This window comes from Streptomyces sp. CB02980 (assembly GCF_014451325.2).
Lineage (GTDB): Bacteria > Actinomycetota > Actinomycetes > Streptomycetales > Streptomycetaceae > Streptomyces.
Genome location: NZ_JACSCH020000005.1, coordinates 18,995 through 44,514, shown reverse-complemented (window position 1 = coordinate 44,514; position 25,520 = coordinate 18,995). Strand labels below are relative to the sequence as shown.

Below are 25,520 nucleotides of genomic sequence, written 5' to 3'. Positions count from 1 at the left end.
GACCCGGATGTCGGCACTGTTTCGGCCCGGTGGGACGACGCGTCCCACCGGGCCGTCTCACAACTTGACGAAAACTTGGCTCAAAACCGGGTCGTTTTGCCGGAAAAGTCCCGGTCGGTCGATGCTGACCAGGACTTTTCCTCCGTTCTCGCTGACTGGAGCGGCCTCGGCCGCTAGTCTCCGGGGCAGAGCAGGCGTTCAACGACCACTCCGTTGAGCGTTGCTCCACTGGTGTGGGGCGCGAGGTTCCTCACCGGTCCGTATCCGACAGATCGACATCCGAGGTGACGTAGGCGTGGCTCTTCCGCCCCTTACCCCTGAACAGCGCGCAGCCGCGCTCGAAAAGGCCGCCGCGGCTCGCCGGGAGCGGGCCGAGGTCAAGAATCGACTCAAGCACTCCGGCGCCTCCCTCCATGAGGTCATCAAGACCGGCCAGGAGAACGACGTCATCGGCAAGATGAAGGTCTCCGCGCTGCTCGAGTCCCTGCCCGGCGTGGGCAAGGTCCGCGCCAAGCAGATCATGGAGCGGCTCGGCATCTCCGAGAGCCGCCGGGTGCGCGGTCTCGGTTCCAACCAGATCGCCTCCCTGGAGCGCGAGTTCGGCAGCACCGGCGCCTGATCAGGTGACCGGTCCGGCTCCCGATCCGGGACACGCGTCCCGGGCACACCGGTAAAGCTGGAATAATCGCTGCATGGCAGCAGAGGTACGTCCGCGGCTGACCGTGCTCTCCGGCCCCTCAGGGGTCGGCAAGAGCACGGTCGTCGCTCATATGCGCAAGGTCCACCCCGAGGTCTGGCTCTCGGTGTCGGCGACGACACGGAAGCCCCGCCCCGGCGAGAAGCACGGCGTCCACTACTTCTTCGTGACGGACGACGAGTTCGACAAGCTGATCGCCAACGGTGAGCTCCTCGAATGGGCCGAGTTCGCGGGCAACCGGTACGGCACCCCGCGCCGCGCGGTCCTCGACCGCCTCGACGCCGGCGAGCCCGTGCTCCTGGAGATCGACCTCCAGGGCGCCCGCCAGGTGAAGGACTCGATGCCCGAGTCCCAGCTGGTCTTCCTGGCCCCGCCGAGCTGGGAGGAGCTGGTCCGCCGCCTCACCGGCCGCGGCACCGAGTCGCCCGAGGTCATCGAGCGCCGTCTCGCCGCCGCGAAGGTCGAGCTGGCCGCCGAATCGGAGTTCGACACCACGCTCGTCAACACCTCCGTCGAGGACGTTGCACGTGAGCTGCTAACGTTGATGCTGTTGACTTCTGGGGAATGATCCACTTGTTCCCCCGGACACCCAACGGCTGTCCGATCCTTTTTTCCATCTTCGGAAGGTAGAGCGTGTCCTCTTCCATCACCGCGCCCGAGGGCATCATCAACCCGCCGATCGACGAGCTGCTCGAGGCCACGGACTCGAAGTACAGCCTCGTGATCTACGCGGCCAAGCGCGCGCGTCAGATCAATGCGTACTACTCCCAGCTCGGCGAGGGCCTGCTGGAGTACGTGGGTCCGCTGGTCGACACCCACGTCCACGAGAAGCCGCTCTCGATCGCCCTGCGCGAGATCAACGCGGGTCTGCTGACGTCCGAGGCCATCGAGGGCCCGGCCACGTAAGCACGTCACGTTCATTCACCACAGGCCCGGCGGAACATCCGTCGGGCCTGTGGTGTCTCATGGAGTCGTAGGCATCCGAGTGCGGGGAGTGGCAGTGGTGACCAAGCCGAAGGTCGTTCTGGGGGTCAGCGGCGGCATCGCTGCCTACAAGGCCTGCGAGCTGCTCAGGCGGCTCACCGAGTCGGGCCACGACGTCCGCGTCGTCCCCACCGACTCCGCCCTTCACTTCGTCGGTGCCGCCACCTGGTCCGCGCTCTCCGGCAACCCGGTCTCGACCGAGGTGTGGGAGAGCGTCCACGAGGTGCCGCACGTCCGGATCGGCCAGGCCGCCGACCTCGTCGTGGTCGCCCCCGCCACCGCGGACATGCTCGCCAAGGCCGCCCACGGCCTCGCGGACGACCTGCTCACCAATACGCTGCTCACCGCGCGCTGTCCCGTCGTCTTCGCCCCCGCCATGCACACCGAGATGTGGGAGCACCCGGCGACCCAGGAGAACGTGGCGACCCTGCGCCGACGCGGCGCCGTCGTCATCGAGCCGGCCGTCGGCCGCCTCACCGGCGTCGACACCGGCAAGGGCCGGCTGCCCGACCCGGCGGAGATCTTCGAGATCTGCCGGAGGATCCTCACCCGCGGCACCGCGGCCCCCGACCTCGTGGGACGGCACGTCGTGGTCAGCGCCGGCGGCACCCGGGAGCCCCTCGACCCCGTCCGCTACCTGGGCAACCGCTCCTCCGGGAAGCAGGGGTACGCGCTCGCGCGGGCCGCCGCCGCCCGGGGAGCCCGGGTCACCCTCGTCGAGGCCAACACCGGCATCCCGGACCCGGCCGGCGTCGACGTCGTCCACGTCGGCACCGCCCTCCAGCTCCGCGAGGCCGTGCTCAAGGCCGTCGCCGACGCCGACGCCGTGGTCATGGCGGCCGCCGTGGCCGACTTCCGCCCGGCCGTCTACGCCACCGGGAAGATCAAGAAGAAGGACGACGGCGGAGCGCCCACCGTCGAGCTCGTCCGCAACCCCGACGTCCTCGCCGAGATCTCCGCCGACCGCGCCCGGCCGGGTCAGGTGGTCGTCGGCTTCGCCGCCGAGACCGACGACGTCCTCGCCAACGGCCGCGAGAAGCTCCGCCGCAAGGGCTGCGACCTCCTCGTCGTCAACGAGGTGGGGGAGCGCAAGACCTTCGGCTCCGAGGAGAACGAGGCCGTCGTGCTCGCCTCGGACGGCGCCGAGACCCCCGTACCGCACGGTCCGAAGGAAGCGCTCGCCGAGACGGTCTGGGACCTGGTCCTGCCGCGGCTGCGCGCCACGACCTGACGCATCCGGCCCCGCGAGGACCACGAATCCAGCGGGGCGCGTGTGATGTACGCCCCATCAGGGGGTTCACCCGCCGCGAAGCGGCCGGATTCACCCGCTCAGGGCATTCGCCAGGCGAGACACCTGGTCCATCCCGCGACCACGACCGATAGACTGTCCACGGAACGTCTTGGGGCGCAGCCCCCTGCCGGTCCGTCAAAGAAGAGCCAGCAGCCGCTGCAACCCCAGGGAGCGTTGTGTCCCGTCGTCTGTTCACCTCGGAGTCCGTCACCGAGGGACACCCCGACAAGATCGCTGACCAGATCAGCGACACCATCCTCGACGCACTGCTGCGAGAGGACCCCACCTCGCGCGTCGCCGTCGAGACGCTGATCACCACCGGCCTCGTGCACGTCGCCGGTGAGGTGACCACCAAGGCGTGGGCGGACATCCCGACCCTCGTCCGGAACAAGATCCTCGAGATCGGTTACGACTCCTCGAAGAAGGGCTTCGACGGCGCCTCCTGCGGCGTGTCGGTGTCCATCGGGTCTCAGTCCCCGGACATCGCCCAGGGCGTGGACACCGCGTACGAGCAGCGGGTCGAGGGCGATGAGGACGAGCTGGACAAGCAGGGCGCCGGCGACCAGGGCCTGATGTTCGGCTACGCGTCGGACGAGACCCCCGAGCTGATGCCGCTGCCGATCCACATCGCGCACCGGCTCTCCCGCCGGCTGACCGAGGTCCGCAAGAACGGCACCATCCCGTACCTGCGCCCCGACGGCAAGACCCAGGTCACCATCGAGTACGACGGCGACAAGGCCGTCCGCCTCGACACGGTCGTCGTCTCCTCGCAGCACGCGTCCGACATCGACCTGGAGTCGCTGCTCGCGCCCGACATCCGCGAGTTCGTCGTCGAGTACGTGCTCAAGCAGCTCGTCGAGGACGGCATCAAGCTCGACACCGACGGCTACCGCCTCCTGGTGAACCCGACCGGCCGCTTCGAGATCGGCGGCCCGATGGGCGACGCCGGCCTCACCGGCCGCAAGATCATCATCGACACCTACGGCGGCATGGCCCGCCACGGTGGCGGCGCCTTCTCCGGCAAGGACCCGTCCAAGGTCGACCGCTCGGCCGCCTACGCCATGCGCTGGGTCGCCAAGAACGTCGTCGCCGCCGGCCTCGCCGCGCGCTGCGAGGTCCAGGTCGCCTACGCGATCGGCAAGGCCGAGCCCGTCGGTCTCTTCGTCGAGACCTTCGGCACCAACACCGTCGACAACGAGAAGATCGAGAACGCCATCGCCGAGGTCTTCGACCTCCGCCCGGCCGCGATCATCCGTGACCTCGACCTGCTCCGCCCGATCTACTCCCAGACCGCCGCCTACGGCCACTTCGGCCGTGAGCTGCCGGACTTCACCTGGGAGCGCACGGACCGCGTGGACGCCCTGAAGCAGGCCGCCGGCCTGTAGGTCCCCGGACACACCCGACCGAAGCCCGGTACCCCTCGGGGTGCCGGGCTTCGGCATGCCCGGCTGTCGGTGGCGTCTGGTAGGTATGGGGCTGTGAGCAGCGAGAAAGAGAATCCCGGCGAGACCGCTGAACCCGAGCAGCTCGCGCTCATTCGGGAGACCGTGCGGCAGGCGAAGGTGCCGCGCGCCAAGCCGCGGACCTGGCGCGGGGCCGCGCTGGCCAAGGAGCTGCCCGTCGCGCGGGTCGTCGTGAACAAGGGGTCGCTCCATCTCGACCAGTTCTTCGACTACGCGGTCCCCGAGGAACTCGACGAGGTCGCCCGGCCCGGGGTACGGGTGCGGGTGCGGTTCGGCGCGGGGGCGCACCAGGTCAAGAACGGACGCCGGGAGGGCGGACGGCTCATCGACGGCTTCCTCGTCGAGCGCCGGGCCACCTCCGACTACTCAGGACCCCTGGCCGCACTCGCCGACGTCGTCTCCCCGGAACCGGTCCTCGGCCCCGAACTGCTCGGGCTCGCCCGTGCCGTCGCCGACCGGTACGCCGGAAGCCTCGCCGACGTGCTCCAGCTCGCCGTGCCGCCGCGCAGCGCCCGCGCCGAGGGGCGCCCCTCTCCCGAGCCGCTGCCACCGCCCGCCGCGCCGGAACCGGGCAGCTGGACGCGGTACGAGCGGGGGCCCGCCTTCCTCGACTCCCTCGCGCGCGGTGGGACACCCCGGGCCGTCTGGAACGCGCTCCCGGGACCGCACTGGGCCGAGGAGATCGCCCGCGCCGTCGGCGCCACCCTGGCCTCCGGCCGGGGCGCCCTCGTCGTCGTACCCGACGGTCGTGCGGCGGGGCGGGTCGACGAGGCGCTCACCACCGTCCTGGGGGAGGGGCGGCACGCCCTGCTCACCGCAGAGGCGGGCCCCGAGAAGCGGTACGGGCAGTGGCTCGCCGTGCGGCGCGGCGCGGTACGGGCCGTCGTCGGCACCCGGGCCGCGATGTTCGCCCCCGTCCGGGACCTCGGGCTCGTCGTCATCTGGGACGACGGCGACGGCAGTCACAGCGAGCTGCACGCCCCGCAGCCCCACGCGCGCGAGGTCCTGCTGCTCCGCGCCGCCCACGATCGCTGCGCCTTCCTCCTCGGCAGCACCGGCTGCACCGTCGAGGCCGCCCAGCTCGTCGAGTCCGGCTGGGCCAAGACGCTGTTCGCCGGACGCGAGCAGGTCCGCAGGGCCGCCCCGCTGATCCGGACCGTGGGCGACGGCGAACTGGCCCGCGACGAGGCCGCGCGCGCCGCCCGGCTGCCCTCGCTGGCCTGGCAGACCGTGCGCGAAGGGCTGAAGACCGGGCCGGTCCTGGTCCAGGTGCCCCGCCGGGGGTACGTACCGAGGCTCGCCTGCGAGCGGTGCCGGACGCCCGCCCGCTGCCGCCACTGCGCCGGGCCCCTGGAGGCCCCCGAGCAGCAGGAGCTGCACTGCGGCTGGTGCGGGCGCGGGGCCTCCGACTGGCACTGCGTGGAGTGCGGCTCGACCAGGCTGCGGGCCCAGGTCGTCGGCGCGCGCCGGACGGCGGAGGAGCTCGGCCGGGCGTTCCCGGCGGTGCCGGTCAGGACCTCGGGGCGGGACCACATCCTGGACACCGTGCCCGGGCGCCCCGCGCTCGTCGTCTGCACCCCCGGCGCCGAGCCGGTCGCCGAGGGCGGCTACGCGGCCGCGCTGCTCCTCGACGGCTGGGCCATGCTCGGCCGACCCGATCTGCGCGCGGGCGAGGAGGCACTGCGCCGCTGGATCGACGCGGCCTCGCTCGTACGGGGCCAGCCCGACGGCGGCACCGTGGTCGTGGTCGCCGAGCCGACGCTCCGCCCCGTCCAGGCGCTCGTCCGCTGGGACCCGGTCGGGCACGCCCAGCGCGAGCTGGCCGAACGGGCCGAGCTGGGCTTCCCGCCGGTCTCCCGGATGGCGGCGGTCACCGGTCCGCCGGAGGCCGTCGAAGGTCTCCTCGCCGCGGCGGGGCTGCCCGCCGACGCCGAGGTGCTCGGCCCGGTGCCGCTGCCGGTGGTCCGCCCCGGGGGACCCCGGAGGCCGGGCGACCCGCCGCCGGGGGAGCAGTGGGAGCGCGCCCTGGTCCGGGTGCCGCCGGGCAGCGGCGCGGCCCTGGCGACCGCGCTCAAGCAGGCCAGGGCGGCCCGGATGACGCGGGGCGGCGGGGACCCGGTGCGGATCCGGGTGGACCCGCCGGACATCGGCTGACCGTCGCGGGGCGTCGAGCGGGCGGGCGGAACCCGGGGCGGCCGCTGTGGCACGGCCTTGCCCGGGCGGCACATGGGGCGGCCGTGGTGGCATCGCCCTGAGCGCCCGGCACATGGGGCGGCCGTCCGCCCCCGTGGGGACGGACGGCCGTGTGGGGCGTTCGCGGGTCAGCCGTTACGGGGGCCGGGGAAGGCCGACGTCCGCGGCTCCTCGCGGAGGGAGGCGCTGCCCGAGGTCGGCTGCGGGGGCATCGAGCGGGCGGCGGGCACCGAGGGGAGCGTGCGGGTCGCGCTCGGCTCCACGATCGGGTCCTGGTCGATGCCGACGCCCGGCTGAGGCGCGCGCCGGGCACCGTAACGGCGGTGGACCGCCTGCTTGGTGACTCCGAGCGCGGAGCCCACCGCGTCCCAGGAGAACCCGAGCGAGCGGTCGAAGTCGACCGCGGCGGTCACCAGCGTCTCGACACTGTCCCGCAGCTCCTGGGCGAGACGAACGGTGGGGGCGGGGGCCCGCCCGTAGACGACGAAGCCCGTGGACGGGCCGGAGCGGCGTGGGCGGTAGACATTGCCCAGCTGGGCCGTGAGCGTGCGCAGTGCGTCCACCTGCCGCCGGACCCGCTCGATGTCCCGCACCAGCAGGTGCAGACTCGCCCGAGCCTGGGCGTCGTGGGTTGCGTGGTCGGCCATGTGAAAGCCTCTCGAACCGGCATGTAAAGGGAAGGGCCGCAGGGGGGAACGGCGACCCGATTCGGTCAATCTCTCTTGACCAACGCGCCACCCGGGGTTGGGTCACGCTGCGGGGGCGTACACGCATATGCGCGGGGGCGCTCGTCCTTCCGTACGCCCCCTCCGTCCGGGGCGCCGGGGCCGCGGCGCCCCGGAGCCGGACGCGCCCTAGACTGGTGCGCTGCCCGTAAAGCCCCCGGAGAGACAGGCAGTCGACACTCATGAAGCTCGTCTTCGCAGGCACCCCCGAGGTCGCCGTTCCCGCCCTGGACGCCCTGCTCGCCTCCGGCCGGCACGAGGTGGCCGCCGTCGTCACCCGGCCGGACGCCCCGGCGGGGCGCGGCCGGCATCTCGTCGCCAGCCCGGTGGCCCAGCGGGCGGAGGAGGCCGGGATCGAGGTCCTGAAGCCGGCCAGGCCCCGTGACGAGGACTTCCTCGCCCGGCTGCGGGAGATCGCCCCGGACTGCTGCCCGGTGGTCGCCTACGGCGCGCTGCTGCCCAAGGTCGCCCTCGACATCCCCGCCCGTGGCTGGGTCAACCTGCACTTCTCGCTGCTGCCGGCCTGGCGGGGCGCGGCCCCCGTGCAGCACTCGCTGATGGCGGGCGACCAGGTGACGGGCGCGTCAACCTTCCTGATCGAGGAGGGCCTGGACTCCGGCCCGGTCTACGGCGTCGTCACCGAGGACATCCGGCCGACCGACACCAGCGGCGACCTGCTCACCCGGCTCGCGTTCGCGGGTGCCGGGCTGCTCGCCGCCACCATGGACGGCGTCGAGGACGGCTCGCTCCTGGCCGTCCCGCAGCCGGTCGAGGGGATCACCCTCGCTCCGAAGATCCAGGTCGAGGACGCCCACGTCGACTTCACCGCCCCCGCGCTGCGGGTGGACCGCGTGATCCGCGGCTGCACCCCGGCCCCCGGTGCCTGGACGGTCTTCCGGGGCGAGCGCCTCAAGCTGATCCAGGTCACCCCGCTGCCCGACCGCACGGACCTGGCCCCGGGGCAGCTCGCCGCGGGCAAGAACAACGTGTACGCGGGCACCGGCTCGTACGCCGTAGAGCTTCTCTGGGTGCAGCCCCAGGGCAAGAAGCCGATGAAGGCCGCCGACTGGGCGCGCGGCGTGCGCATCGCGCCGGGCGAGGTCCTCGGGGTCTGAGGCCCCCTCAGGGCCCGGTGTCGAGGGGAGGCGAGGTCCCCACGGGCCGGGGTGTCGAGGGGAGGCGAGGTCCCCACGGGCCCGGGAGCGGGTCGGGGCGCGGCGGACGTAGGCTTGGGGGGTTCGACCTCGTCATTTCGTCACGCGGAGCACCTTTGAGCGAGCAGGCACGCAGCCGTCCCCACAAGCCCTACCGGCGGCCCCAGAAGGACCCCGTCCGGATGCTCGCCTTCGAGGCGCTGAGGGCGGTGGACGAGCGGGACGCCTACGCGAACCTGGTGCTGCCGCCGCTCCTCAAGAAGGCCCGCGAGGGCGGGAACTTCGACAGCAGGGACGCGGCGCTGGCGACCGAGCTGGTCTACGGGACGCTGCGCCGCCAGGGCACGTACGACGCGATCATCGCCGCCTGCATCGACCGGCCGCTGCGCGAGGTCGACCCGCCCGTCCTCGACGTGCTCGCGCTCGGCGCCCACCAGCTGCTCGGCACCCGGATCCCCACCCACGCCGCCGTCTCCGCCAGCGTCGAGCTGGCGCGGGTCGTACTCGGCGACGGGCGGGCCAAGTTCGTGAACGCCGTGCTGCGGAAGATCTCGCAGCAGGACCTCGACGCCTGGGTGGCGCAGGTCGCCCCGCCGTACGACGCGGACCCCGAGGACCACCTCGCCGTCGTCCACTCGCACCCCCGCTGGGTCGTCTCGGCGCTCTGGGACTCGCTCGGCGGCGGCCGCGCCGGGATCGAGGACCTCCTGGAGGCCGACAACGAGCGCCCCGAGGTCACCCTCGTCGCCCGTCCCGGCCGGTCCACCACCGACGAGCTCGCCGAGGCCACCGAGACCCTGCCGGGCCGTTGGTCGCCGTACGCCGTGCGGATGGCCGAGGGCGGCGAGCCCGGCGCCATCGAGGCGGTCAAGGACGGCCGGGCCGGCGTCCAGGACGAGGGCAGCCAGCTCGTCGCGATCGCCCTCGCCAACGCGCCGCTCGACGGCCCCGATGCCCGCTGGCTCGACGGCTGCGCGGGCCCCGGCGGCAAGGCCGCGCTCCTTGCGGCCCTCGCCTCCGAGCGGGGTGCCGCCCTGCTCGCCTCCGAGAAGCAGCCGCACCGCGCGCGCCTCGTCGAGCGCGCCCTCGCCGGCAACCCCGGCCCGTACCAGGTGATCGCCGCCGACGGCACCCGCCCGCCGTGGCGCCCCGGCTCCTTCGACCGGGTCCTCATGGACGTGCCCTGCTCGGGCCTCGGCGCGCTGCGCCGTCGCCCCGAGGCCCGCTGGCGCCGTCGCCCCGAGGACCTCGACGGATTCGCGCCGCTCCAGCGCGCCCTGCTCACGGAGGCGCTCGGCGCGGTCAGGGTCGGCGGTGTCGTGGGGTACGCGACCTGCTCGCCGCACCTCGCCGAGACCCGGGTGGTCGTCGACGACGTCCTGAAGAAGGTCGGCGGCGCCGAGCTGATCGACGCCCGCCCGCTGCTGCCGGGGGTACCGGCGCTCGGCGACGGTCCGGACCTTCAGCTCTGGCCGCATGTGCACGGTACGGACGCCATGTATCTGGCGCTGGTCCGCCGCACGGCGTGACCTCGCGGTCCTCCGACCCTTCGATCACCTGACCGTAATCTCCCGGTCTGCGCCGGTCCCGGCTCGTCGGTTCGCACCGAAAATGGTCTGGACCGCATCCGAAACCGCTCGGCGGCAAAGAAGTACCCAAGAACGTGGGAGGCTTGGCTCATGGCGCAGATCAACCCCAGCATTCTGTCCGCGGACTTCGCCCGGCTCGCCGATGAGGCGAAGGCCGTCGACGGGGCCGACTGGCTTCACGTCGATGTGATGGACAACCACTTCGTGCCCAACCTGACCCTGGGTGTGCCGATCGTGGAGTCGCTCGCCCGTGCGACCGACACCCCCCTCGACTGCCATCTGATGATCGAGGACCCCGACCGCTGGGCGCCCCAGTACGTCGAGGCGGGCGCCGGTTCGGTGACCTTCCACGTCGAGGCGGCCGCGGCGCCGGTCCGGCTCGCGCGCGAGATCCGGGCCAAGGGCGCGCGCGCCTCGATGGCGCTCAAGCCGGCCACGCCCATCGAGCCGTACGAGGACCTGCTCCCCGAGCTGGACATGCTGCTGATCATGACCGTCGAGCCCGGCTTCGGCGGCCAGGCCTTCCTCGACATCATGCTGCCCAAGATCCGCCGTACCCGTGAGCTGATCTCCAAGCACGGTCTGGAGCTGTGGCTCCAGGTCGACGGCGGGGTCGCCGAGTCCACGATCGAGCGGTGCGCGGAGGCCGGCGCCGATGTCTTCGTGGCGGGTTCCGCGGTCTACGGCGCTGCCGACCCGGCCGCCGCCGTCGCCTCGCTGCGGGCCCGCGCGGACGCCGTGACGGCCGTCGCCCCGTGGGCGTGTGGCCACTGAGCCTCCGGCTGATGAACGCGGTCCGTCGGGCCGCCGACAGGACTGATCAAGGCCCGCCGTATCTGACAGGATGGACGGCGAGTCCAGAGTGTGAACGACAGCGGTACGCGAACAGCGATACATGAACGTCGGTACGTGAACAGCGGTACGTGAACAGGTGAGGAGATCGCGGTGGCGGGTATGTCGGCGGGACGGTCAGCCCTGCGGATGGGCCCCGCGGAGCTGGTGCAGGCGGCGGCCATGGCCCGTCGCTTCTACCTCGAGGGCAAGTCCAAGATCCAGATCGCCGAGGAGTTCGGCGTGAGCCGCTTCAAGGTGGCCCGGGTCCTGGAGACCGCCCTGGAGCGCGATCTCGTACGCATCGAGATCCGCGTACCGGCCGAGCTGGACGCCGAGCGCTCCGACGCGCTCCGTGCCCGCTACGGGCTTCGTCACGCCGTCGTCGTCGAGTCCCCGGCGGAGGGCGAGGACGAGTCGCCCGACCCCGAGAACCTCGGCGAGGTCGCGGCCGACCTGCTCGGTGAGCTCGTGACCGAGGGCGACGTCCTGGGCCTCGCCTGGGGCCGCTCCACCATCCACATGGCGGCGGCGCTCGACCGGCTGCCCCCGTGCACCGTCGTCCAGCTCACCGGTGTGTACGACGCCGGGACCGCCGAGCGCGGCTCCGTCGAGGCGGTCCGCCGTGCCGCCCAGGTCTCCGGCGGCGAGGCGCACCCGATCTACGCGCCCATGCTGCTGCCGGACCCGGCGACCGCGGCCGCGCTGCGCAGCCAGACCGGTATCGCACGGGCCTTCGAGTACTTCGACAAGGTGACCGTCGCCTGTGTCTCCATCGGCTCCTGGGAGCCGGGCATCTCGACCGTCCACGACATGCTCTCGGACGAGGAGCGCGCCCACTACGCCTCGCTCGGCGTCGCCGCCGAGATGTCCGCCCACCTCTTCGACGCCGACGGGCGCCGGGTCGGCCGAGACCTGGGCGAGCGCTGCATCACCGTCGAGGCGGACCGGCTGCGCCGGATCCCCGAGGTGGTGGCCATCGCGGGCGGCCAGCGCAAGGCGGCGGCGATCGGCGCGGTGCTCCGCTCCGGCCTCGTCACCAGCCTGGTCACCGACCGCGCCGCGGCGGACTACCTGCTCACCGAGTCCAGCCCGGGTACGCACCCGGCGCTCGACCGGACGGACCCGGACGGCGTCTGAACGAGGACACCGTCAGCCGGCCCGGTGTCGTCGGCCGAGTCGATCGAGGGCCGGAGCCATCCCGTAACGGTATGTTCGGGACATGTTGCTCCGGCCCTTGCGCATGCTCGCCGCGCTCGTCCTCTGCGTCTTCCTGGCCGGGTGCTCCTCGTCGAGCGGCGGTGCCGGACCGGTCGCTCCCGCCCGTACCACCGCCGGCGCCACCGCCGAGGCCGCGGCGCCCACCGGTACCTCCGGACTGCCCACCGTGCGGGCCGCCGACCTTCCTCCCGAGGCGCGCAAGACGCTCGGCCTCATCGCGCGCGGTGGTCCCTACCCGTACGCCAAGGACGGCGCCGTCTTCTCCAACTTCGAGCGGATCCTGCCCCGTGAGAATCGCGGCTACTACCGCGAGTACACCGTGCGGACCCCCGGCGAACGCGACCGCGGAGCGCGCCGGATCGTCACCGGGCGGGACGGCGAGATCTACTGGACCGACGACCACTACGAGAGCTTCCGGGAGGTGATCACGGATGAGAATTGACGATCCCCTCGTCCTCGACCTGACGGGCGTCACGGACAAGGCCGGACTCATGGACCGGTGCGCCACCGTCCTCGCCCTCCCCGACTGGTTCGGCCGGAACTGGGACGCCCTCGCCGACTGCCTCACCGATCTGCCCGAGCCGGTCACCCTCGTCGTCACCGGCTGGCGGGAGTACGCCAGGACGCGCCCGCGCGAGTGGCGGACCGCCCAGGACGTCTTTGCCACAGCCGTCGATCAGCGCCCCACCCGCCTCGCGGTCCTCGTCGCGCTGGGGGAGGCTTTCGGAGGATCCGACGAAGCGGCTGCCGCAAGCCTCGGATGATTCGCCCGGGGCTGGTATTCGTACTGGCGTGGGACAATGAACTACGTGCTTTTTCCCCTGGCTGAAATGCCTAGGGGCCGATCCGAACGACTGGGATGTCAGCACGTGCGTTTCCTCAATGACGTCAAGCCGCCCTACGACCTGACGTACGACGATGTCTTCATGGTGCCGAGCCGCTCGGCCGTCGGTTCCCGCCAGGCGGTGGACCTCTCCTCGCCGGACGGAACCGGGACCACGATCCCGCTGGTCGTGGCCAACATGACCGCCATCGCCGGCCGCCGTATGGCCGAGACCGTCGCCCGCCGGGGCGGACTGGTCGTCATCCCGCAGGACATCCCGATCGAGGTCGTCACCGACGTCATCTCGTGGGTCAAGAGCCGTCACCACGTGCTCGACACCCCGATCGTCCTCGCCCCCCACCAGACCGTCGCCGACGCGCTCTCGCTGCTGCCCAAGCGGGCGCACGACGCCGCCGTCGTCGTCGACGAGGACCGTCGTCCGGTCGGTGTCGTCACCGACGCCGACCTGTCCGGGGTGGACCGCTTCACGCAGCTCTCCGAGGTCATGTCGAAGGACCTGCTGCTCCTCGACGCCGACATCGATCCGCGCGACGCCTTCAACACGCTCGACCACGCCAACCGCCGCTACGCCCCGGCCGTGGACAAGGACGGCCGTCTGGTCGGCATCCTGACCCGCAAGGGCGCGCTCCGCGCGACCCTGTACACCCCGGCCACCGACGCCGACGGCAAGCTGCGCATCGCCGCCGCCGTCGGCATCAACGGCGACTTCGTGGGCAAGGCCAAGCAGCTGCTCGACGCGGGCGTCGACACCCTCGTCATCGACACGGCGCACGGCCACCAGGAGTCGATGATCACCGCGATCAAGGCCGTGCGCGCCCTCGACCCGCACGTCCCGATCGTCGCCGGCAACATCGTCGCCGCCGAGGGTGTGCGAGACCTCATCGAGGCCGGCGCGGACATCATCAAGGTCGGCGTGGGCCCCGGCGCCATGTGCACCACGCGCATGATGACCGGCGTCGGCCGCCCGCAGTTCTCCGCCGTCCTGGAGTGCGCCGCCGAGGCCAAGAAGCTCGGCAAGCACGTCTGGGCCGACGGCGGCGTCCGGCACCCGCGCGACGTCGCCATGGCGCTCGCCGCCGGCGCGTCCAACGTGATGATCGGCTCCTGGTTCGCAGGGACGTACGAGTCCCCTGGCGACCTCCAGCACACCGCCGACGGCCGCCCGTACAAGGAGTCCTTCGGCATGGCCTCGGCCCGCGCCGTGCAGAACCGCACGAGCGAGGAGTCGGCCTACGACCGCGCCCGCAAGGGTCTCTTCGAGGAGGGCATCTCCACCTCGCGCATGTTCCTCGACCAGGCCCGCCCGGGCGTCGAGGACCTGATCGACTCGATCATCGCGGGCGTCCGCTCCTCCTGCACCTACGCCGGTGCCGGCTCGCTCGCCGAGTTCGAGGAGAAGGCCGTGGTCGGCATCCAGTCCGCCGCCGGCTACGCCGAGGGCAAGCCGCTGCACGCCAGCTGGAGCTAGTCCCGTCACGTGGTGACATGAGCGGGCCCCCGGGAATCTCTTCCCGGGGGCCCGTCGTCGTCCCGTACGGTCGCCGCATGGATCATGTGGACCGTACGGAGATCCGGCCCTGCCGCGCCGCCGACCTGCCCCTGCTCGACCGGCACCTTCCCGCGCCCGGGGCGCCGACCCGGCACGCGGACCGGTTCGCGCGCCAGGAGGCCGGGACGGGCACGTACCTCCTCGCCTGGCGGGACGGGGTGCCCGTCGGCCACGGACAGGTCCGCTGGGACGGCTGCGCGGCCCCCGAGGTGCGGGCCGCGGCCGGTGAGTGCCCGGAGTTCAACGGCCTCGACGTCCGGGCGGAGCTCCGGGGACAGGGCATCGGCACGGCCTTGGTCCACGCGGCCGAGGAGCTGGCGCGGGAGCGCGGTGGGACCGTCCTGGGGCTCGGCGTGGGGCACGACAACCCGCGGGCGGCGGCGCTGTACGCGCGGCTCGGCTACGCGCCCGTCGTCGCCTACACGGACCGCTGGAGCTGGACGGACGCGGACGGGCGCCCGCACGACGAGGCCGACCCCTGCACGTTCCTGGTCAGGGACCTCACGGCGCCGGACGCCTGAGCGAAGGGTCCAGGACCCCGCCGAGGGCCTCCGCGACCGCCGCCGCGATCCTGGCGTGGCCCCGGTCGTCCGGGTGCAGTCCGTCCGCCAGGTGCTCCGGGCCGAGCAGCGGCCGTCCCGGGAGGACCAGGAGCTGTGCGTCGCCCTCGGCCGCCAGGTCCCGGCCGGCCCGCTCCATGGCCCTGCGCAGCTCCGTGAGGGTCGCTCCGAGGACGTTGCGGGTGTGCTCGGCCGCCGGGCGCAGCACGGGCGAGACGAGCAGCAGCGGGGTGTCCGGGTGGCCTTGGCGGACCAGGCCCACGAAGGCCCGGACGGTGGCGTAGAGCCAGTCGGCCGTCGCGGGCACCGTGGACCAGCAGTTGGTGCCGAACGCGAGGGTGATCACCTCGCCGGGGAGCCGCGCCAGATGTTCGGCGAGCGGGAGTTCGCCGCGTGCCCCGCCCGCGTACCCGAGGTTCACCGCGTCGAGGCCGAGGAGCCGTCCCGCCGTGGCGGGCCAGGAGTGGGCGGGGCGGGTCGACCACCAGCCCTCGGTGATCGAGTCGCCGTGGACCAGCCAGCGGGGCTGCGCGGGGGCGGGGGAGAGGGCCCCGCCGAGGGCCCGCAGGGCGAGCGGCACCGGCGCCTGGCCCTCCGGGAGGTGGACGGTGAAGACGCCGCCGCCCGGGGGCAGCGGGAGCGTGACGGTGGCCTCGGGGGCCGGGGCGGCACAGGCCTCGCCGACGAGCCGCGTACCGCTCCAGAGGGCGAAGCAGTGGCGGAGTCCGGCGAGCGGGTCGTCGGGCTCCGGGACGGTCGCCCGGTAGCGCAGCCGCACCGCGCGCGTGCCGGGGGCGGCCGTGAACTCCATCCGTACGCCGATGGGCAGCGCGGCCCGCTCGGCGATGTCCCACGGCAGGCGCTCCAGGTCGTCGGGATCGGCGCGTACCGGCCGGTTCCCGTCAAGCCAGGCCGTGCCGCGCAGGAACGGTGCCGGGTCGAGCCAGCCCACCTGTGCCTCCGATCGGGGGGTCGACAAGGCACCCCCTAAGGCTCGCAGCGTGGGTCATGGGGCACGAGGAGTCAATGCGCGCGCGGGGGCCGGTTCACACCCCCAATGTGTGGATTCATGCGGGGGAGCGCAATGTTTCCCCGTCTGCGACCCGAGCGCGCAATGATCATCCGGCAGTGCGCAACAACCCTGCATTACGAGTGCGAACCTCTGCCCCTTAGGCTCAAGCCTCGTACCAGGAGTGGCGGGGACCGCCTGCTCGGCGGTTCCCCTCCCCCGTGGGCCTCTTTCGGCATGCCCACGTACCGCTGCGGTCCCACGTCACGACGACAGGCAGCGATAAGGAGCCTCCGCAGTGCTGGACCATGGCGCAGCCCCACCGGTCGAGGAATCGACCACCCGCAAGACCTCCGCTCTCGGCGCACTGACCCGGCGCAAGCCGGTGGAACAGCTGGTCGCAGAGGGTGGGCAGGGCGAGGGCGGCAATCTCCGTCGCTCGCTCTCCATGTGGCAGCTGACCATGATCAGCATCGGTGCCACGCTCGGCACCGGCATCTTCGTCGTGCTCGGCGACGCCGTTCCGAAGGCCGGCCCCGCGGTCACCATCGCCTTCGTCATCGCCGGCCTCACGGCTCTCTTCTCCGCCCTCTCGTACGCCGAGCTGGCCGGCTCCATACCGGTCGCGGGTTCCTCCTACTCGTACGCTTACGCAACGATGGGTGAACTCGTCGCCTGGGTCTGCGGCTGGTGCCTGGTCCTGGAGTACGGCGTCTCGGTCGCCGCCGTGGCCGTCGGCTGGGGCGAGTACCTCAACGAGCTGCTCGACGGCACGATCGGCGTCACGCTCCCCGCGGCGGTCTCCTCGGCCCCCGGCGAGGGCGGTTTCATCAACCTGCCGGGCCTGATCGTCGTCCTGCTCGCGATGGTCTTCCTGCTGGGCGGCGCCCGCGAGTCCGCCGTCGTCAACACCATCATGGTCTTCGTGAAGATCGCCGCGCTGGTGCTCTTCTGCGCCATCGGCTTCATGGGCTTCAAGTCCGGCAACTACGCCGACTTCATGCCGCTCGGCATGGCCGGCGTCAGCGCCGCCGGAGCCAGCCTCTTCTTCTCCTACATCGGCTTCGACGCCGCCTCCACCGCCGGTGAGGAGGCGAAGGACCCGAAGCGTGACCTGCCCCGCGCGATCATGCTCTCGCTGCTCATCGTCACCGTGCTCTACGTCCTGGTCGCGGCCGTCGCCGTCGGCGCGTGGAACTGGAAGGAGTTCGAGGGCTCCGAGGCCTCGCTCGCGGCGATCATGAGCGACGTCAGCGGTCAGAAGTTCTGGGGCACCCTGCTCGCCGCCGGCGCCGTCATCTCGATCGCCAGCGTCGTGCTCACCGTCCTCTACGGCCAGACCCGCGTGCTCTTCGCGATGTCCCGCGACGGCCTCGTGCCCAAGGTCTTCGGCAAGGTCAACCACAAGACCGGCACCCCGCGCGTGAACACCGTCATCGTGTCGCTGTTCTGCGGCGCCCTCGCCTCCGTCATCCCGCTGGGCAAGCTCGTCGACGCCACCAGCATCGGCACCCTGTTCGCCTTCGGCCTGGTCAACATCGCGGTGATCGTGCTGCGCCGCACCCGCCCGACCATGGACCGCACCTTCCGCGTGCCGCTCGGCTGGACCTTCCCGATCCTGGGCTTCCTGTTCTGCGTGTACAACATGTTCAGCCTGGACTCGATCACCTGGGTGGTCTTCGGTTGCTGGATGGCCGCGGGCCTCGTGTTCTACTTCCTGTACGGCATGCGCCGCTCCCGACTGGCCACCGCGCCGACCGTGGCAGAGACCTCAGCAGAGAAGTGATCCACCCGTAGTGCGACTCAACGACCTCGACGAACGCATCGTCCACGCCCTCGCGGAAGACGCCCGCCGCAGCTACGCCGACATCGGCTCGCTCGTCGGACTCTCCGCCCCCGCCGTGAAGCGGCGCGTGGACCGGCTCAGGGCCGAGGGCGCCATCACCGGATTCACCGTACGGGTGGACCCGGCGGCGCTCGGCTGGGAGACCGAGGGCTTCGTCGAGATCTACTGTCGCCACAACACCTCGCCGGACGACATCCGGCGAGGTCTCGAGCGGTACCCCGAGGTGGTGTCCGCGTCGACCGTCACCGGTGACGCGGACGCCGTCGTCCAGGTCTTCGCCTCGGACATGCGCCACTTCGAGCGGGTCCTGGAGCGGATCGCGGGCGAGCCCTTCGTGGAGCGCACCAAGTCCGTCCTGGTGCTGTCGCCGCTCCTGCGACGCTTCTCCTCGGGTTCGCCCGCGTAGCCCTGCGGGGACGCCGGCTTCGGGGCGGTGCGGGCCGTGGTTCCCGCACCGCCCTTCGCCCGCCCACCCCCGTGGGGCGGTCTACTCGGTCGGGTAGACGAACTCCCAGGGCACGACCTTGAAGTCGCCCGTCCCCTTCTCGACCTTCTCGAACGGCGCGCCGCTGATGCACGGCGGCACCTTGTCCTTCTGCGGGTCGGCGGTCATCCAGGTGTAGCCGAGCCGGTCGCCGCCGGGGACGTCGTGCACCGTGACGCCCACCCGCGCCTTCCGGAACTCCTTCACATCCGTCTCGACGACGACACCGGACACGACGGCCACCTTTCCGCCCGTGGTGAGGCAGTCGACCTTCACCTTGGCGTACCCGCCCCAGTCGCCCTTGTAGTGGCTGAAGCGGAACGTTCCGGTGGCCTTCATCGGATCCTGCCGGTCCTTCTCCGCCAGATGCGCGTCGAAGGAGAACGTGATGTCGTCCCCGGCCGGGCGGTACAGCTTCGCGGTGCCGGTCAGCGCCGCGGCCTCCGAGACGGCGGCCGGGGCCGCGGCGGGGCGGTGGCTGTCGTCCGCCGAGGCGGCGGCCATCCCCCCGGCTCCCAGGGTGAGCAGAACGGCGGCGGAGACGGCGACGATCTTCGTACGACGGTTCATGGCTACTCGGTCCTTTCGGCAGGTCGTCCGGGGTTCCTCCGGACGACCACCACTCTTCCGCGGCGCCCGCCGCGCGGCGTCGAGCCGCAGGACGGTTCCGTCTCCGCCGCGCGGCGGAGGCGGACCGCGACCCCGGGCGGAGCCGTACGCAACGAATCGCCGCCCCACCGGTCGATCGCGCAACGGTTCGACGGTCGGTCCGCAACGCTGCCGTCTTGTCCCGACCGAGCGCGAAACCGTACCGTTTTTGACGTCTTCCCCCTGTACTTCGACCCCCGAGGATCACGCATGCCCGCGCTGCGCACCGCCCTGCTCCAGAGCTCCGGCGAACTCGGTGACGTGGCCGCCAACCTCAAGGTCCTCGACGAGGCCGCCGGCCGTGCCGCCGCAGCCGGAGCGGGACTGCTGCTCGCCCCCGAGCTCTTCCTCACCGGGTACGCCATCGGCGCCGACATCGCGCGCCTGGCCGAGCCGGTCGACGGCCCGTCCGCCCGCGCCGTCGCGGCGATCGCCGTGCGCCACGGCCTGGCCGTCGGCTACGGCTACCCCGAGCGGGACACCGAGCAGCACGGCGTCCTGTACAACTCCGCGCAGCTCATCGGCGCCGACGGCGTCCCGCTCGCGCAGTACCGGAAGACCCACCTCTTCGGAGACTTCGAGCTGAAGTGGTTCACCCCCGGTGACCGGGCCGTCGTCCAGGCGGAGCTCGACGGCCTCACCGTCGGCATGATGATCTGCTACGACGTCGAGTTCCCCGAGAACGTACGGGCGCACGCGCTGGCCGGTACGGACCTCCTCCTCGTACCGACCGCGCTCATGCACCCCGCCGAGGTCGTGCCCCTGTCCGTGGTGCCGGTCCGCGCCTTCGAGAACCAGCTCTACATCGCGTACGCCAACCGGACCGGCCCGGAGAAGGAGTTCGAGTTCGTCGGCCTCTCCACTCTCGCGGGTCCCGACGGCACCGCCCGGGCTCGCGCCGGGCGCGGCGAGGACCTCGTCCTCGGCGACGTCGACCCGGCCCTCCTCGCGGCCTCCCGCGAGGAGAACCCCTACCTCCGCGACCGGCGCCCGGGCCTTTACGGCTCTCTCGTCTGAGCCGCCCCGCCCCACTCGCGCAGTCGCCAGGCCTCACCCTTTTTCCGTGCAAGGAGTCCGTACCCCATGACGTCCACGGTGCCCACGACCGCCGTCCCGCACAGCGACGGCCAGCCTCCGATCACCATGTTCGGTCCGGACTTCCCGTACGCCTACGACGACTTCCTGGCCCACCCGGCCGGGCTCGGCCAGATACCGGCGACCGAGCACGGCACCGAGGTCGCCGTCATCGGCGGCGGACTGTCCGGCATCATCGCCGCGTACGAGCTGATGAAGATGGGCCTCAAGCCCGTCGTCTACGAGGCCGACCAGATCGGTGGCCGGCTGCGTACCGTCGGCTTCGAGGGCACCGCCACCGAGGGCCTCACCGCCGAGATGGGCGCCATGCGCTTCCCGCCCTCCTCGACCGCGCTCCAGCACTACATCGACCTGGTCGGCCTGGAGACCACGCCCTTCCCGAACCCGCTGGCCGAGACGACCCCCTCGACCGTCGTCGACCTCAAGGGCGAGTCGCACTACGCCACCACCGTCGACGACCTCCCGCAGGTCTACCGCGACGTGATGAACGCGTGGAACGCCTGCCTCGACGAGGGCGCCGACTTCTCCGACATGAACCAGGCCATGCGCGAGCGCGACGTCCCGCGCATCCGCGAGATCTGGTCGAAGCTCGTCGAGAAGCTCGACAACCAGACCTTCTACGGCTTCCTCTGCGAGTCGGAGTCCTTCAAGTCCTTCCGGCACCGCGAGATCTTCGGCCAGGTCGGCTTCGGCACCGGCGGCTGGGACACCGACTTCCCCAACTCCATCCTGGAGATCCTCCGCGTCGTCTACACCGAGGCGGACGACCACCACCGCGGCATCGTCGGCGGCTCGCAGCAGCTGCCGCTGCGCCTGTGGGAGCGCGAGCCGGAGAAGATCATCCACTGGGCGCAGGGCACCTCGCTCAGCTCCCTGCACGAGGGCGCCCCGAAGCCGGCCGTGACCCGGCTGAACCGGACCGCCGGCAACCGGATCACCGTCACCGACGCCTCCGGCGACATCCGTACCTTCCAGGCGGCGATCTTCACCGCCCAGTCCTGGATGCTGCTCTCCAAGATCGCCTGCGACGACTCGCTCTTCCCGATCGACCACTGGACGGCGATCGAGCGCACCCACTACATGGAGTCCTCGAAGCTGTTCGTGCCCGTCGATCGGCCGTTCTGGCTGGACAGGGACGAGGAGACCGGCCGTGACGTCATGTCGATGACGCTCACCGACCGGATGACCCGCGGCACGTACCTCCTGGACGACGGCCCGGACAAGCCGGCCACCATCTGCCTGTCGTACACCTGGTGCGACGACAGCCTGAAGTGGCTGCCGCTGTCCGCGAACGAGCGGATGGAGGTCATGCTGAAGTCGCTCGGCGAGATCTACCCGAAGGTCGACATCCGGAAGCACATCATCGGCAACCCGGTGACGGTCTCCTGGGAGAACGAGCCCTACTTCATGGGCGCGTTCAAGGCGAACCTGCCCGGTCACTACCGCTACCAGCGGCGCCTGTTCACCCACTTCATGCAGGACCGGCTGCCCGAGGACAAGCGGGGCATCTTCCTCGCGGGCGACGACATCTCCTGGACGGCCGGCTGGGCCGAGGGCGCGGTGCAGACGGCGCTCAACGCGGTGTGGGGCGTGATGCACCACTTCGGCGGCGGCACCGATGCCACCAACCCGGGTCCGGGCGACGTGTACGACGAGATCGCCCCGGTCGAGCTGCCGGAGGACTGAGCCGTACGGTCTCGGGCCCGGCCGGGTCCGGACCGGCCCGGCCGGTTCATGGCCTGGTCAGGGGCGTGAGGAGCATCCGCCCCACCAGGCCCACCGAGCGGTCGAGGCGTTCCGTGAACTCCTCGGCCAGCTCGGGCAGGCCGCGCAGCTGCCACAGCGAGCGCGCCGCCAGCCAGGCCCCGTCGCGGGCCCGGTCGAGGCTCCAGCAGCCGAGCAGATGTGTCAGCGGGTCCGCGATCTCCAGGAGGTCCGGGCCCGGCATCAGTTCCTCCCGGATGCGCTCCTCCAGGAGGACCAGGACGTCGCCGACCCGGTCGAACTCGTCCTCCAGGTCGGTGGGCGCGCACTCCAGGACCCGGCAGGTGTCGACCACCGCGAGGGCCAGGTCGTGGCCGATGTGGGCGTTGATCCCGGCCAGCGCGAACTGCAGCGGCCGTACGCCGGGATGGCGGCGGTAGCGGAACAGCGGCCGCCAGCAGGCGGGGGAGGGGCGGCCGGTCGCGGCCGCGTCGACCGCCGTCAGGTACCGCTCGGCGAACCGCACGTCGAGGGTGGCGGCGGCACGCCGGTCGGCGAAGCCGCCCGCCTCGATGGCGTGGCCGATCTCCTCGGTGACGGTCAGATAGACCCGGTTGAAGACGGCGACCCCGTCGGCCGGATGCCAGGCCGATCGGAACGCCCGCATCCGGTCCACCACGGGGTCGACCGCGAGGAACGGCCCGGGCTGCCGCCCGACCCGCTGTGTCTGTTCGCTCTGCCCGATCTGCTGGGTCTGCGCCATGCGGGCAGGCTCCCAGTCGCCGGGCCCGGGAGGGAACTCCTCAGGCCCGGCTTACCCAGAACGGGCGAATCACTCAGTTCTTCGACAGCGGCTCGTCGCCGGACGTGCTCTCACCGGACGTGCTTTCGCCGGACGTGCTCTCGTACGAGCTGGTGCCCGAGTCGAGCAGCGGCTCCTGCTGCTTGAGGTGGGCCGGGGCGAAGGCCCGCAGCACGTGGTAGCCGGTGATGACGACGATCGTGCCGAGCGCGATGCCGCCCAGCTCGAAGGTGTCCGTGAAGGTCAGCTTCACCCCGCCGACGCCGATGATGATGCCCGCGGCGGCCGGGACCAGGTTGAGCGGATTGCGCAGGTCGACCTTGGCGTTGATCCAGATCTGGGCGCCCAGCAGGCCGATCATGCCGTAAAGGATCACGGTGATGCCGCCCAGGACGCCACCGGGGATGGCGGCGACGACCGCGCCGAACTTCGGGCAGAGGCCGAAGAGCAGGGCGAAGCCGGCGGCGGCCCAGTAGGCGGCCGTCGAGTAGACCCGGGTGGCGGCCATGACGCCGATGTTCTCGGAGTACGTGGTGTTCGGCGGGCCGCCCACCGCCGTCGACAGCATCGAGGCGGCGCCGTCGGCGGCGATCGCGGTGCCGAGCTGGTCGTCCAGCGACCTGCCGGTCATCTCGCCGACCGCCTTGACGTGTCCGGCGTTCTCGGCGATCAGGGCGATGACGACGGGCAGCGCGACCAGGATCGCGGACCACTCGAAGCTCGGGCCGTGGAACGAGGGCAGACCGAGCCAGTCGGCCTGGGAGACACCGGAGAGGTCGAGCCGCCAGTGGTCGGTGACCTGGCCGCTCGCGGACATCGAGTTGATCTTGCCGAAGACCAGGTCGAAGATCCACGAGATGCCGTAGCCGAAGATCAGGCCGAGGAAGATCGCGATCCGGGACCAGAAGCCGCGCAGACAGACGACGGCGAGGCCGGTGAACAGCATCACGAGCAGGGCCGTCCACTGGTCCTGCGGCCAGTACGTCGCCGCGGTGACCGGGGCCAGGTTGAAGCCGATCAGCATGACGACGGCGCCGGTCACGATCGGCGGCATCGCCGCGTGGATGATCCGCGCGCCGAACTTCCTGACCGCGAGACCGGCGAGGAAGAGCACCGCGCCGACGACGAGGACCGCGCCGGTCACGGTGGCGCTGGTGCCGCCGGAGGCCCGGATCGCGGCGGCGACACCGACGAACGAGAGCGAGCAGCCCAGGTAGGAGGGGACGGTGCCGCGGGTCGCGAGGAGGAAGATCGCGGTCGCGAAACCGGACATCATGATCGCGAGGTTCGGGTCGAGACCCATGAGCACCGGAGCGACGAACGACGCCCCGAACATGGCGACCACGTGCTGGGCGCCGAGGCCGACCGTACGGGGCCAGGAGAGCCGTTCGTCCGGGCGGACGACGGCTCCGGGAGCGGGTGTCTTCCCGTCGCCGTGCAAGGTCCAGCGCACGCCGAGGTTCATGAGGTGGCTCCCGTTCTCCGGTTCAGGCGGCCGTGTCGTGACCGCAAAAGATCAGCCACATGGTATGCGCCGCCGGGGCCGGGGACGTTCGCCCGGGCCCGGGTCCCGCTGTCCGCCGGGCCCGGAACCGCTACCCGACGTGGCCCGGGGCCTTCTCCTGAGCGGGCTTCGCCGGCGTGGACTCCCGCTCGCCGGACCTGAGGACGCCCGCGCCCACGACCAGCCCCAGGGCGAGCAGGGTGACCAGGCCGAACGAGAAGACCAGCGAGGTCGCGTCGGCGATGCCGCCGATCGCCGAGGGGGCGATGAGCCCCGAGGTGTACGTGATGGTGGCGACGCCCGCGATGGCCTGGCTCGGATTCGGACCACTGCGCCCGGCCGCGGCGAAGGCGAGCGGGACGACGACCGCGACCCCGAGCCCGATGAGACCGAATCCGGCCATGGCGACGGCGGCGTGCGGGGCGACGACGACCAGGACCCCGCCGAGGGTGGCGACGGCGCCGCCGACCCGTACCGTACGGACCGCGCCGAAGCGGTCCACGACCCGGTCGCCGGCCAGGCGCGCGACGGTCATCGTCAGCGCGAAGGCGGTCGTGGAGGCGGCCGCGAGCCCGGCGGAGCTGCCCAGCTCGTCCCGGAGGTAGACGGCCGACCAGTCGAGGCTGGCGCCCTCCGCGAACACCGCGCAGAAGCCGATCGCGCCGATGATCAGCGCGGACTTCGGCGGCAGCGAGAAGCGCGGGGGCGGCTCCTCGTCCGGCGTGCTGCGCATGTCCAGGACGCCCTGGCAGAAGACCAGGCCGAGGGCGGTGAGGATCAGGGCCGCGATCAGGTGGTGGAGCCTGGCGTCGCCGCCGAGGTGGGCGGCGACCGTACCGGCGGCGGAGCCGATGAGGGCGCCCGCGCTCCACATGCCGTGCAGGCTCGACATGATGGACTTGCCGAGCCGGTTCTCGGTCTCGACCCCGAGCGCGTTCATCGCCACGTCGGACATGCCGGCGGTCGCGCCGTACACGAACAGCACGGCGCACAGGCCCCAGACGTTCGGGGCGAGCGAGGGCAGTGTCAGGGCGAGCGTCCAGAGGGTGAGCAGGCCGCGCAGCGCCGTGCGGGCGCCGAACCGGTGGGACACGGCCCCGGCCAGCGGCATCGCGACGGAGGCGCCGAGGGCCGGAAACGCGAGCGCGAGTCCGAGCTGCCCCGCGCTCACGCCCGCGTGCTCCTGGATCCAGGGGATGCGGGTCGCGAAACTGCCGGTGACGGCGCCGTGGACGCAGAAGACGGCGGCGACGGCGAAGCGCGCCCGCCGCAGGCGTTCGGTGCTGGTGACGGTCTCCGCCGCCATGGGCCCTCCCTGGGTGGTGGT

24 protein-coding genes are annotated in these 25,520 nt (G+C 72.1%); 18 read left to right on the top strand and 6 right to left on the bottom strand.

Annotated elements, in window-relative coordinates; translation table 11 throughout:
- Window positions 1-295 precede the first annotated feature (295 nt).
- From E0F75_RS12650 to E0F75_RS12625, 6 genes are all read left to right on the top strand, one after another.
- Entirely contained in the window at window positions 296-619 is a 324-nt protein-coding gene (locus E0F75_RS12650) for an integration host factor (RefSeq protein ID WP_030204477.1), read from the top strand.
- A gap of 73 nt (window positions 620-692) precedes the next feature.
- A complete protein-coding gene (gmk, locus tag E0F75_RS12645; RefSeq protein ID WP_030316317.1) occupies window positions 693-1,265 on the top strand; it encodes a guanylate kinase in 573 nt (190 codons plus the stop codon).
- Window positions 1,266-1,330: 65 nt separating this feature from the next.
- Window positions 1,331-1,603: a DNA-directed RNA polymerase subunit omega gene (rpoZ, locus tag E0F75_RS12640; protein WP_030316319.1), complete on the top strand. Its 273-nt coding sequence runs from the start codon at window positions 1,331-1,333 to the stop codon at window positions 1,601-1,603.
- A gap of 97 nt (window positions 1,604-1,700) precedes the next feature.
- Window positions 1,701-2,912 carry a bifunctional phosphopantothenoylcysteine decarboxylase/phosphopantothenate--cysteine ligase CoaBC gene (coaBC, locus tag E0F75_RS12635; RefSeq protein WP_187622619.1) on the top strand — a complete coding sequence of 404 codons (1,212 nt, stop codon included), beginning with the start codon at window positions 1,701-1,703 and terminating at the stop codon, window positions 2,910-2,912.
- Between the two features lie 236 nt (window positions 2,913-3,148).
- Window positions 3,149-4,357 (top strand): methionine adenosyltransferase, encoded by a 1,209-nt coding sequence (gene metK, locus E0F75_RS12630; RefSeq protein ID WP_187622618.1) that lies wholly within the window; start codon window positions 3,149-3,151, stop codon window positions 4,355-4,357.
- A 93-nt stretch (window positions 4,358-4,450) separates the two neighbouring features.
- Complete coding sequence (locus tag E0F75_RS12625) at window positions 4,451-6,589, top strand: primosomal protein N' (protein ID WP_187622617.1); 2,139 nt, start codon at window positions 4,451-4,453, stop codon at window positions 6,587-6,589.
- A gap of 167 nt (window positions 6,590-6,756) precedes the next feature.
- Here E0F75_RS12625 and E0F75_RS12620 read toward each other — a convergent pair whose 3' ends face one another.
- A complete protein-coding gene (locus E0F75_RS12620) occupies window positions 6,757-7,275 on the bottom strand; it encodes a hypothetical protein (RefSeq protein WP_187622616.1) in 519 nt (172 codons plus the stop codon).
- Between the two features lie 260 nt (window positions 7,276-7,535).
- Here E0F75_RS12620 and fmt point away from each other — a divergent pair, with 260 nt between their 5' ends.
- The 8 genes from fmt to E0F75_RS12580 all read left to right on the top strand — a co-directional run bounded on the left by fmt (window position 7,536) and on the right by E0F75_RS12580 (window position 15,062).
- Window positions 7,536-8,468, top strand: coding sequence for a methionyl-tRNA formyltransferase (gene fmt, locus E0F75_RS12615; RefSeq protein ID WP_187622615.1), 933 nt, complete (start codon window positions 7,536-7,538; stop codon window positions 8,466-8,468).
- Between the two features lie 155 nt (window positions 8,469-8,623).
- Entirely contained in the window at window positions 8,624-10,036 is a 1,413-nt protein-coding gene (locus tag E0F75_RS12610; RefSeq protein ID WP_187622614.1) for an RsmB/NOP family class I SAM-dependent RNA methyltransferase, read from the top strand.
- A 150-nt stretch (window positions 10,037-10,186) separates the two neighbouring features.
- Entirely contained in the window at window positions 10,187-10,870 is a 684-nt protein-coding gene (gene rpe / locus E0F75_RS12605; RefSeq protein WP_187622613.1) for a ribulose-phosphate 3-epimerase, read from the top strand.
- Window positions 10,871-11,050: 180 nt separating this feature from the next.
- Window positions 11,051-12,067 (top strand): sugar-binding transcriptional regulator, encoded by a 1,017-nt coding sequence (locus E0F75_RS12600; protein ID WP_187622915.1) that lies wholly within the window; start codon window positions 11,051-11,053, stop codon window positions 12,065-12,067.
- Between the two features lie 82 nt (window positions 12,068-12,149).
- Window positions 12,150-12,590, top strand: a complete 441-nt coding sequence (locus E0F75_RS12595) for a ribonuclease domain-containing protein (RefSeq protein ID WP_187622612.1) — start codon at window positions 12,150-12,152, stop codon at window positions 12,588-12,590.
- Window positions 12,580-12,912 carry a barstar family protein gene (locus E0F75_RS12590; protein ID WP_187622611.1) on the top strand — a complete coding sequence of 111 codons (333 nt, stop codon included), beginning with the start codon at window positions 12,580-12,582 and terminating at the stop codon, window positions 12,910-12,912. Before E0F75_RS12595 ends, E0F75_RS12590 begins: the two co-directional genes overlap by 11 nt.
- A gap of 105 nt (window positions 12,913-13,017) precedes the next feature.
- Window positions 13,018-14,460, top strand: a complete 1,443-nt coding sequence (locus E0F75_RS12585) for a GuaB1 family IMP dehydrogenase-related protein (RefSeq protein WP_187622610.1) — start codon at window positions 13,018-13,020, stop codon at window positions 14,458-14,460.
- 77 nt (window positions 14,461-14,537) lie between these two features.
- Window positions 14,538-15,062, top strand: a complete 525-nt coding sequence (locus tag E0F75_RS12580; protein WP_187622609.1) for a GNAT family N-acetyltransferase — start codon at window positions 14,538-14,540, stop codon at window positions 15,060-15,062.
- On the opposite strand, the gene E0F75_RS12575 is transcribed toward E0F75_RS12580, so the two are convergent.
- The gene (locus tag E0F75_RS12575) at window positions 15,043-16,053 is read right to left on the bottom strand and encodes a GDSL-type esterase/lipase family protein (protein WP_187622914.1); all 1,011 of its coding nucleotides are present in this window, start codon (window positions 16,051-16,053) and stop codon (window positions 15,043-15,045) included. The genes E0F75_RS12580 and E0F75_RS12575 overlap by 20 nt on opposite strands.
- 355 nt (window positions 16,054-16,408) lie before the next feature.
- Here E0F75_RS12575 and E0F75_RS12570 point away from each other — a divergent pair, with 355 nt between their 5' ends.
- Window positions 16,409-17,896 (top strand): amino acid permease, encoded by a 1,488-nt coding sequence (locus E0F75_RS12570; protein WP_187622608.1) that lies wholly within the window; start codon window positions 16,409-16,411, stop codon window positions 17,894-17,896.
- Between the two features lie 10 nt (window positions 17,897-17,906).
- Complete coding sequence (locus E0F75_RS12565; RefSeq protein WP_015032260.1) at window positions 17,907-18,362, top strand: Lrp/AsnC family transcriptional regulator; 456 nt, start codon at window positions 17,907-17,909, stop codon at window positions 18,360-18,362.
- Window positions 18,363-18,443: 81 nt separating this feature from the next.
- Here E0F75_RS12565 and E0F75_RS12560 read toward each other — a convergent pair whose 3' ends face one another.
- Window positions 18,444-19,010, bottom strand: coding sequence for a Repetin (locus E0F75_RS12560; RefSeq protein WP_187622607.1), 567 nt, complete (start codon window positions 19,008-19,010; stop codon window positions 18,444-18,446).
- 288 nt (window positions 19,011-19,298) lie between these two features.
- On the opposite strand from E0F75_RS12560, the gene E0F75_RS12555 reads away from it, so the two are divergent.
- Both E0F75_RS12555 and E0F75_RS12550 read left to right on the top strand, forming a co-directional pair.
- Entirely contained in the window at window positions 19,299-20,105 is an 807-nt protein-coding gene (locus E0F75_RS12555) for a carbon-nitrogen hydrolase family protein (protein ID WP_187622606.1), read from the top strand.
- A gap of 66 nt (window positions 20,106-20,171) precedes the next feature.
- Window positions 20,172-21,869, top strand: coding sequence for an NAD(P)/FAD-dependent oxidoreductase (locus E0F75_RS12550; protein ID WP_187622605.1), 1,698 nt, complete (start codon window positions 20,172-20,174; stop codon window positions 21,867-21,869).
- Between the two features lie 46 nt (window positions 21,870-21,915).
- Here the strand turns inward: E0F75_RS12550 and E0F75_RS12545 are convergent, their stop codons facing one another.
- From E0F75_RS12545 to E0F75_RS12535, 3 genes are all read right to left on the bottom strand, one after another.
- On the bottom strand, window positions 21,916-22,650 hold the full coding sequence (locus tag E0F75_RS12545; RefSeq protein ID WP_267499423.1) for a DUF5995 family protein: 735 nt from the start codon (window positions 22,648-22,650) through the stop codon (window positions 21,916-21,918).
- 73 nt (window positions 22,651-22,723) lie between these two features.
- The gene (locus tag E0F75_RS12540; RefSeq protein WP_187622604.1) at window positions 22,724-24,154 is read right to left on the bottom strand and encodes a uracil-xanthine permease family protein; all 1,431 of its coding nucleotides are present in this window, start codon (window positions 24,152-24,154) and stop codon (window positions 22,724-22,726) included.
- Window positions 24,155-24,284: 130 nt separating this feature from the next.
- The gene (locus E0F75_RS12535; protein WP_187622603.1) at window positions 24,285-25,499 is read right to left on the bottom strand and encodes an MFS transporter; all 1,215 of its coding nucleotides are present in this window, start codon (window positions 25,497-25,499) and stop codon (window positions 24,285-24,287) included.
- Window positions 25,500-25,520: the final 21 nt, after the last annotated feature.

Coding starts and splice junctions, on each gene's coding strand:
- E0F75_RS12550 (WP_187622605.1), top strand. CDS start 20,172: ATGACGTCCACGGTGCCCACGACCGCCGTCCCGCACAGCGACGGCCAG.
- rpe (WP_187622613.1), top strand. CDS start 10,187: ATGGCGCAGATCAACCCCAGCATTCTGTCCGCGGACTTCGCCCGGCTC.
- E0F75_RS12545 (WP_267499423.1), bottom strand. CDS start 22,650: ATGGCGCAGACCCAGCAGATCGGGCAGAGCGAACAGACACAGCGGGTC.
- E0F75_RS12600 (WP_187622915.1), top strand. CDS start 11,051: ATGTCGGCGGGACGGTCAGCCCTGCGGATGGGCCCCGCGGAGCTGGTG.
- E0F75_RS12555 (WP_187622606.1), top strand. CDS start 19,299: ATGCCCGCGCTGCGCACCGCCCTGCTCCAGAGCTCCGGCGAACTCGGT.
- E0F75_RS12590 (WP_187622611.1), top strand. CDS start 12,580: ATGAGAATTGACGATCCCCTCGTCCTCGACCTGACGGGCGTCACGGAC.
- E0F75_RS12580 (WP_187622609.1), top strand. CDS start 14,538: ATGGATCATGTGGACCGTACGGAGATCCGGCCCTGCCGCGCCGCCGAC.
- E0F75_RS12560 (WP_187622607.1), bottom strand. CDS start 19,010: ATGAACCGTCGTACGAAGATCGTCGCCGTCTCCGCCGCCGTTCTGCTC.
- E0F75_RS12535 (WP_187622603.1), bottom strand. CDS start 25,499: ATGGCGGCGGAGACCGTCACCAGCACCGAACGCCTGCGGCGGGCGCGC.
- E0F75_RS12620 (WP_187622616.1), bottom strand. CDS start 7,275: ATGGCCGACCACGCAACCCACGACGCCCAGGCTCGGGCGAGTCTGCAC.
- gmk (WP_030316317.1), top strand. CDS start 693: ATGGCAGCAGAGGTACGTCCGCGGCTGACCGTGCTCTCCGGCCCCTCA.
- E0F75_RS12595 (WP_187622612.1), top strand. CDS start 12,150: ATGTTGCTCCGGCCCTTGCGCATGCTCGCCGCGCTCGTCCTCTGCGTC.
- fmt (WP_187622615.1), top strand. CDS start 7,536: ATGAAGCTCGTCTTCGCAGGCACCCCCGAGGTCGCCGTTCCCGCCCTG.
- E0F75_RS12540 (WP_187622604.1), bottom strand. CDS start 24,154: ATGAACCTCGGCGTGCGCTGGACCTTGCACGGCGACGGGAAGACACCC.